The 7,073-nt window shown below is 71.3% G+C and carries 10 protein-coding genes; 9 read left to right on the forward strand and 1 reads right to left on the reverse strand.

What is annotated here, in order from left to right:
* Window positions 1–140: 140 nt before the first annotated feature.
* The 9 genes from K6I34_RS27875 to K6I34_RS27915 all read left to right on the forward strand — a co-directional run bounded on the left by K6I34_RS27875 (window position 141) and on the right by K6I34_RS27915 (window position 6,614).
* A complete protein-coding gene (locus K6I34_RS27875) occupies window positions 141–491 on the forward strand; it encodes a hypothetical protein (protein WP_229329931.1) in 351 nt (116 codons plus the stop codon).
* Window positions 491–1,192 carry an ATP-binding protein gene (locus K6I34_RS27880; protein WP_229329933.1) on the forward strand — a complete coding sequence of 234 codons (702 nt, stop codon included), beginning with the start codon at window positions 491–493 and terminating at the stop codon, window positions 1,190–1,192. Before K6I34_RS27875 ends, K6I34_RS27880 begins: the two co-directional genes overlap by 1 nt.
* A gap of 103 nt (window positions 1,193–1,295) precedes the next feature.
* Window positions 1,296–1,907 carry a WhiB family transcriptional regulator gene (locus tag K6I34_RS27885; protein ID WP_229329935.1) on the forward strand — a complete coding sequence of 204 codons (612 nt, stop codon included), beginning with the start codon at window positions 1,296–1,298 and terminating at the stop codon, window positions 1,905–1,907.
* Window positions 1,904–3,172, forward strand: a complete 1,269-nt coding sequence (locus tag K6I34_RS27890) for a DUF2637 domain-containing protein (protein ID WP_229329937.1) — start codon at window positions 1,904–1,906, stop codon at window positions 3,170–3,172. The genes K6I34_RS27885 and K6I34_RS27890 overlap by 4 nt, the downstream gene beginning before the upstream one ends.
* Window positions 3,173–3,252: 80 nt before the next feature.
* A complete protein-coding gene (locus K6I34_RS27895) occupies window positions 3,253–3,444 on the forward strand; it encodes a hypothetical protein (protein WP_229329939.1) in 192 nt (63 codons plus the stop codon).
* Between the two features lie 99 nt (window positions 3,445–3,543).
* Window positions 3,544–3,777 carry a hypothetical protein gene (locus K6I34_RS27900; protein WP_229329941.1) on the forward strand — a complete coding sequence of 78 codons (234 nt, stop codon included), beginning with the start codon at window positions 3,544–3,546 and terminating at the stop codon, window positions 3,775–3,777.
* The gene (locus K6I34_RS38990; protein WP_374231038.1) at window positions 3,774–4,409 is read left to right on the forward strand and encodes a hypothetical protein; all 636 of its coding nucleotides are present in this window, start codon (window positions 3,774–3,776) and stop codon (window positions 4,407–4,409) included. Before K6I34_RS27900 ends, K6I34_RS38990 begins: the two co-directional genes overlap by 4 nt.
* On the forward strand, window positions 4,406–6,139 hold the full coding sequence (locus K6I34_RS27910; protein ID WP_229329945.1) for a relaxase/mobilization nuclease domain-containing protein: 1,734 nt from the start codon (window positions 4,406–4,408) through the stop codon (window positions 6,137–6,139). Before K6I34_RS38990 ends, K6I34_RS27910 begins: the two co-directional genes overlap by 4 nt.
* A 79-nt stretch (window positions 6,140–6,218) precedes the next feature.
* A complete protein-coding gene (locus K6I34_RS27915; protein ID WP_229329947.1) occupies window positions 6,219–6,614 on the forward strand; it encodes a hypothetical protein in 396 nt (131 codons plus the stop codon).
* Between the two features lie 58 nt (window positions 6,615–6,672).
* Here the strand turns inward: K6I34_RS27915 and K6I34_RS27920 are convergent.
* The coding region (locus K6I34_RS27920; protein ID WP_229329949.1) for a putative phosphothreonine lyase domain-containg protein at window positions 6,673–7,073 on the reverse strand (401 nt) is incomplete at its 5' end.

Below are 7,073 nucleotides of genomic sequence, written 5' to 3' on the forward strand. Positions count from 1 at the left end.
CCCCAGCACCCTCCGCCGGCCACCCGGAGGGTGCCGCCTCCACGGCTGAGGAGGAAACCGCAGGTCAGAACGCATTCGACGAAGACTCGTCGAACCCTCGCCGAGGACTCGACGAGCCCTCGCCGTCTGGATCTAGGATCTTGGATCCTGGATCCATCCCTTCGGGGCGCACCGCGCCCGCGCCCTCGACCGTCTCGGCCAAGACCTTGATCGGCGAGTACGTCGCCGCCTGCGCACACCGGCCGCCGGAGCGGGTGCTCGGACATCTGGGGCGGGAGCTGAACCAGCTGCTCGGCGAGGGCATCGCCACCGAGCACCTGCGCGCCGCCATGGAGCGGCTGCGGACGAAGGGCCTGAGCCCGAGCGTGCTGCCGAGCCTGGTCAACGAGGTCATGAACGCCACCGCCCATCAGGCGCCCGCTCGGGCAGGCGGCGGGTACACGCCCTGGATGAACCCGGCGGACGACTCGGCGTACGAGGAGGTGCTCTGATGCCCCCTCACCACCGCGACCCTGCGCCCTTGTCGGCCGCTCCGATCGCCGCCCGCTTCCAGCGGATCTTCGCCGAGCGCGGCATGCCCCCGGCCGGGATGCCGGTCAGCGACACCCCCGAGCCGATCCCCGCCCTCGAGCGGGCCCAGAAGCAGATCCCGCGCCTGTACCGGGACGCGGTCACTGACCACCCCCGGGTGGCCGCCTGGGTGCACACCATCGCCCGCGCCGCCGAAGCGCCGAACCTCTCCGCGCGGCGGCAGGTGACCCACGGCCCCTCGCTGCTGCTGGTCGGACGGACCGGCCGGGGCAAGACCCACGCCGCGTACGGGGCGATCCGCAGCCTGCTCGGCGCCGGCATCGACGTGCGCTGGCACGCCACCACCGCCGCCGACCTCTACGCCGAGATGCGCCCGCGCCAGGGCGTCGACCCGGAGTGGATGCTGCGCCGCATCATCCGCATCCCGGTGCTGATCCTGGACGACCTCGGCGCCGCGAAGTCCTCGGAATGGACCGAGGAACTGACCTACCGGCTGATCAACCAGCGCAGCATCCACCAGCTGCCCACCCTGGTCACCAGCAACCTGCCCATCAGCGACCTCCGGGCACAGATCGGCGACCGGGTCGCCTCCCGCCTGACCGGCATGTGCGAACAAGTGGTCTTCACCGGCCCCGACCGCCGCCGGAACATCGCCGCCTAACTGGCTCCTCTCGGCTCTCGCCGCTTCCTGCAACCCCCTTCACCCGAACCCCCGCGCTGAGCGCTGTCCGCACGCGCCTCGGGGGCGAACGGAGTACCTTCCCATGCACGCCCGCACCACCACCGCCACGCCCGCCTCCAACTTCCGGCGGCTCGGTGACCAGTCCTGGCACGACAAGGCCGCCTGCGGCGACCTCGAACCCGACGTCGCCGACCGGCTGTTCTTCCCCACCTCCCGCGCCCGCAAGGACATCGCCCAGGCCAGGGCGCTGTGCGCCCAGTGCCCCGTCCGCCGGATCTGCCTGGACGCCGCCCTGGAGAGCGAGAGCTTCTACGGTATCCGGGGAGGCATGACGGAGGACGAACGCCGACCTCTCCACCACAAGCTCGACTACCGCCTGGACGGGGACCGCGTCGCCGCCGCGCTGCGCGGCCTGGACGTCCACCTCAGCAGCACCGAGCGCGCCGCCGTCGCCCGTCTCGCCTACCTGTACGGCTTCACCGCCGAACAGCTCGCCTGGACCCTGAAGGTCAGTCAGGACTGGGCCACTGACCTGCTGCGCAACGCACACAACGAGATCGAGGACCGCGACCGCTACTGGCACGAGGCAGGCGGCAATGACGAGCCTGCCAACGATGCCGCCTCCGGCACCACAGTGGTGCCCGGAAGCCTGAGCCAGATCATCGACCGCCACAGCCTCGGCGAGGCCGCGTGACCACCACCGGCAACACCACCACGGCGGTCGGCGACTGGGACCGCGCCGCCATCCTGCTCCTCGGCGCCGCCGGATGCGCCCTGTCCTACGACGCACTCCAGCAGATGGCCGTCGCCATCCACATCCGCGGCCTGCTCACCTACCTCTATCCGCTGGTCATCGACGGCTTCATCGGCTACGGCGTCCGCGCCCTGATCCTCACCCGCACCGCTCCCTGGCGCGCACGGCTCTACGTCTGGGCCCTGTTCGGCACCGCAACCGCCGCGAGCATCTGGGCCAACGCCCTGCACGCCATCCGGCTCAACCAGCTGCACCACGCCGAAACTGCCGGACTGCGACTCGGCGACGTCACCGTCGGCGTCCTGTCCACCCTGGCCCCGCTCGCCCTCGCCGGCGCGGTCCACCTCTACATCCTGATCACCCGCCACCAGCCCGCCCGCACCGAGGTGGCGCACGGACCGGTCCGCACGGACCATCCAGCGTGTGCGGACCAGCAGACCGCTCGTGCGGACCGGTCCGCGGACCATCGCCGCGCAGCGGCCGGTCCGGAGAGCACGGTGCGGACCAGTCCGCACAACGACCACAGCGCCGGACAGGCGAGCGGACCAGTCCGCTCGCTCCAGACCACCGCTGTGGACCGGTCCGCTGAGACGGTCCGTGCCCTCAGCGGACCGTGGACCGAGACCCTCGACGGTCCGCTCGCCGAGGCGTCGGCATCGCACGAAGCCTTTGCCGCCGACCGCGACCAGGCGCTGCCGCACCCGCAGGAACCAATGGCACCCGGTCCGCTGTCCCGGACCGCAGCTGCAGACCGGTCCGCGACCGGATCCGTCCGGATGTCCGGTCCCCGGACTGCGGAGACCACATCCTCCGGACCGTCGGCGCAGATCGCGGACCGGTCCGCTGCGGACCAGCGGACCGCACCGTCCGAGACAGACGAAAAGGTGCGGACCGGTCCGCAGGAGGGTGCGGACCAGCGGACCGGTCCGCAGAACCAGTCCGCTCCCCTCGATGCCACTGCGGACCAGCGGACCGCGGATGCTGCGGACCGACAGAGCGCGGACCGGTGCGCGACCGGGGGCGACGGCGAAGAGCAGGACATCGAAGAACTCCTGCCGATCGCCCGCGCCGCTGTCACACTCCATGGCCGTATCAACCGGACCGTCGTCCGCAGCGGCCTTCGCGAGCACCAGATCCAGGTCAGCAACCAGCGCCTCGGCCTGATCCTCCAGCGCCTGCGCGACGAAGCCGCGCTCGCCGCCTGACCTCCCTACTCGCCCGCCTTACCCGGTGTGCGGCGCCCCCGGCTGCCGCACACCCCACATGCCCGCGAAAGGCCATCGCTGTGCACCACTGCCACCGCTTCCGCTCCGTCCAGACTGCCTTCGAACGCGACATCGTCGGCTATGAAAGCCGCGCCGACCGCGCCCCGGCCAGCCCCCTGGGCCGTACCTGCCGCACCAGCGCCCAGACCACCCGCCACGCCATGGCCCGGGCCCTGAACCGGCATCTCCGCCGCTGCCGCGAATGCGGCTGACCAGCACACATACCGCCGCTGACACCACCAGGCGGCCCGACCACACCCGGCCGGGCCGCCGCCACGCCCCGCCCCGCACTGCAAGGGAGTTCACCCGCAATGCCCCACTACGTGATGCCCGCACCGAACACCGACCTGGAGGCCGCAGCCTGGGCCGACGTACTCCTGCGCTACGGACTCGTACACGCCATCGTCGAAGGACCGGACGGGCAGTGGCTCGCCCAGATCCGCCCGGAGAGCACCGTGTGGCTGCTGCGCGACGCCGACGAAGTCCTGGCCCTGGCCGCCGCACTCCAGCAGCAGGTGCGCGCCGCCGACGGTGAGAACCGATGACAAACCGCCACCCTTCCCCAAACCCCTCGAACCCGCAGGTGACATCTAACTCGACCTCGGGGCGAGCAAGTTGGGGCGGAAGGGGAGCTTCCGCCGTTCCCGCCCCCGAGGGGGCGGGAACGGACCTGCACCAGGGGGTGCAGGTCCGAGAGGCTTCGACCGAGGGCGGATCGAAGCCTGGGCAGGGGGATGCGCGACCGCATCGTCGCAGCCTCCGTGATCCCGCCGTTCGCCGAGCTCGCCAGCGTCCCCGACAGCCACCTGAGAAGAAGCGCCTGCACCAGCCCAACACGCGCTTCAGCGATGAAGAGTTCGCCCTCGTGAAGTCCGCCGCCGCCCAGTGCAACCTGTCCGTCGCCGGGTTCCTCGCCCGCGCCGCCCTGTCTGCCGCACGAGACCTCAACCGCACCGCCACCGAGATCGCCGACGAACGCGAAGTGCTCACCGCACTGTTCGAGAGCCGCCGTCGGCTCGGCTGGGCCGGCAGCAACCTCAACCAGGCCGTCAAGGCCCTGAACTCCGGAGCCGAAGCGCCTCACCTGGACGAGGCCGTCGCCGCTGTCCACCGTGCCGCCGACCGCGTCTACGAGGCCACCTCCCAGCTACTGAACCGGAACAAGACCCACCCGTGATCCCCAGCGTCAACACCCCGGGCAGCCGGACGATCGGCCTGCTCGCCTACCTCTACGGGCCCGGCAAGCGCGAGGAACATGTCGACCCGCACCTCGTCGCCTCCTTCGACGGGATATCCCCCGACCCCGGCCGCGACCCCAGCGCCACGCTCAAGGACCTCCAGCTGCTGCTCGACCAGCCCGTCGACGCCCTCCCCGAGCACCGCCGGCCCGCCAAGCACGTGTGGCACTGCTCCGTGCGCGCCGCAGCCGACGACCGCGTCCTCAGCGACGAGGAGTGGGGCGACATCGCCCGCCGCATCGTCGCAGCCACCGGGATCGACCCCGGCAACGGCCAGCCCGGCTGCCGCTGGGCCGCGGTCCGGCACGCCGACGACCACATCCACATCGTCGCCACCCTGGTGTGCGAGGACGGCAGCCGCCCCGATGACTACCGTTCCGGCCGGCGCGCCCAGGACGAGTGCCGGCTGATCGAGAAGGAACTGCGCCTGGTCATCGTCAACGCCGGCGACGGCACCGCCGCCCAGCGCCCCACCAGCGCCGAACGCCACAAGGCCGAACGCCACAAGAGGGAACGCACCGTCCGCGAGGAGCTACGGGAGACGGTCCGGCGCGCCGTGACCGGGGCGGCGAGTGAGGAGGAGTTCTTCGAGCGTCTCGGTGCTGCCGGCCTGCTGGTCCGGCAGCGCATCGCACCCTCCGGTGACCTGCTCGGGTACACCGTCGCCCTGCCCGGCGACCGCAACAAGGACGGCCGGCCCGTCTTCTACTCCGGGTCGAAGCTGGCGCCGGACCTCTCCCTCCCCCGCATCCGCGAACGCCTCGCGCCCGACGCCGCGCAGGTCCCGCACGGCCTCGCACCCAGCGAGGCAGGCTCCCCGCTCGGCAGACGCGCCGGGCCCGCGTACGCGCGCCGTACCGCCGCGACAGCGCTCTGGGATGCTCTGCCGCGCCTCGACGAGCAGGGTGACGACGGCTCGGCAGCCGCCCAGCTCTCCGCCACCGGAGAACTCCTCGATGCTCTCGCCAAGACCTCCGCAGCCACGACCCGCCACGAACTCCGTGATGCGGCACGGGCCTTCGAGCGCGCCAGCCGCTCCCGCGTCCGTGCCCAGCACGCCGAAGCACGCGCTCTGCGCAAAGCCGCCCGGGAAGTCGTCTACGCCGGCCCATCCCTCGGCCGCGGAGAGGATGGAGCCGGCACCGCCATGGTGCTTTCCGCCCTGCTCTTCGTCGTCGTTGCCGCCGCCCGCTGGCACAATCAGCACCAGCACGCCCAGCAGGCCGCCGCCGCCCGGCAAGCCGCCGAGCACCTACGCGCCGCCTACCGACTCACCGCTCACGTGCCATTGACCGAGCTGCGCCAGCGCGGGCGGCGCCTTCCCCGCCCCGCCCGGACCCGGTACGAGATGACGGTCCGCAAGGCCCTGCCGCACCTCGCGGACACTGTGCTGACCGAGCCCGGCTGGGACGCCCTGGCCGCCACCCTCAACGACGCTGCACGAAGCGGAGCCGACCCCGAAACCCTCCTACGGGAAGCCTCCGGGCAACGGGAACTGCACTCTGCCGACTCCGTCAGCGACGTGCTGGTGTGGCGCATACGCCGCCTCGCCGACCTACCCACCCACTCCCCGCAACCCACAACCACCCCGGTCTCAAGAGCCGCTGTACGAACAGCACGTACCACTCCTCACGCCGATCACCGTCGCAGCGGAAGGACGAGTCGCTGATGCACACCTCTTCCCAAGTAGCCACGGGACGCGCCGGCCCGCGATCGTGGACCCGGCAACACGGCAGAAGGGATACCGGATGTTCTGGCGCAGCAGGAAGACCGCCGCCTGGAGGCAGGAGACCGCCGCTCCGGCGGAAACGAGCTCCACGCCGGAACCCTTCGACGTGCCGGTGGAGCTGCGGGTAGACCGGGCTAGCGTTTCCTTCCTGGCCTTCCCGCACCCCGGACCAATCGTCTTCGCGGATACGACCGTGACTTGCCACCACTGCGGGGCGGATCACGACTGGATGGTGATCAAGAACGCCGAGGGCGTCTTCATCCGCTGCCGCTGCACCCACACCTGGCCCGAGCCCCGCATGGCGCAGCAGTTCGACGCCCTCATGGGCCCCGTAACCGATGTGGCGCCGGACTTCGACCACGCGCTTCGCTCCATGGGCTATGACGGCACCTTCTCCGGCACGTACCTGCAGTAGACGACCGAGTCGGCGTGAGCGGCAGCCCCGCTCCCGCGGCTGAACCGGGTCAAAATGATCAGGTCGGCGTTGCGTAACGCGGGGTGCGACGTACGACCTTTTCGCTGCCAACGGGGCTGATATACAGGCTGGTTCGGTCGCCATACTCGCCGAGTTCGGCGGCTTCGTCGGTCTTGTATGCCAAGGCGTCGTTGACGCCGAGGGCGCGCAGGGCAACCAGAACGCGATGGACGTCGGCTTTGTTGGTGCAGTCGACGGTGTAGACGATCACCGGTCGGCGGGTGGGGTCGCCGTTGCGGGGGTGGCCGAGGGTGGCGACTTTGGCCCCCGGGCCGAGCTTCCCATCTTCCACCGCCTGCTCGACGAGTCGCCAGCCGGCGTCCAGGGCCCGGACAGGAAGGAACCAGAGCCACTTCCCGTGCGGGGTGCCGGGGGCTTCGCGGTACGGGAAGAGGGCTG

This window comes from Streptomyces sp. UNOC14_S4 (assembly GCF_020740835.1).
Taxonomy (GTDB): Bacteria; Actinomycetota; Actinomycetes; order Streptomycetales; family Streptomycetaceae; genus Streptomyces.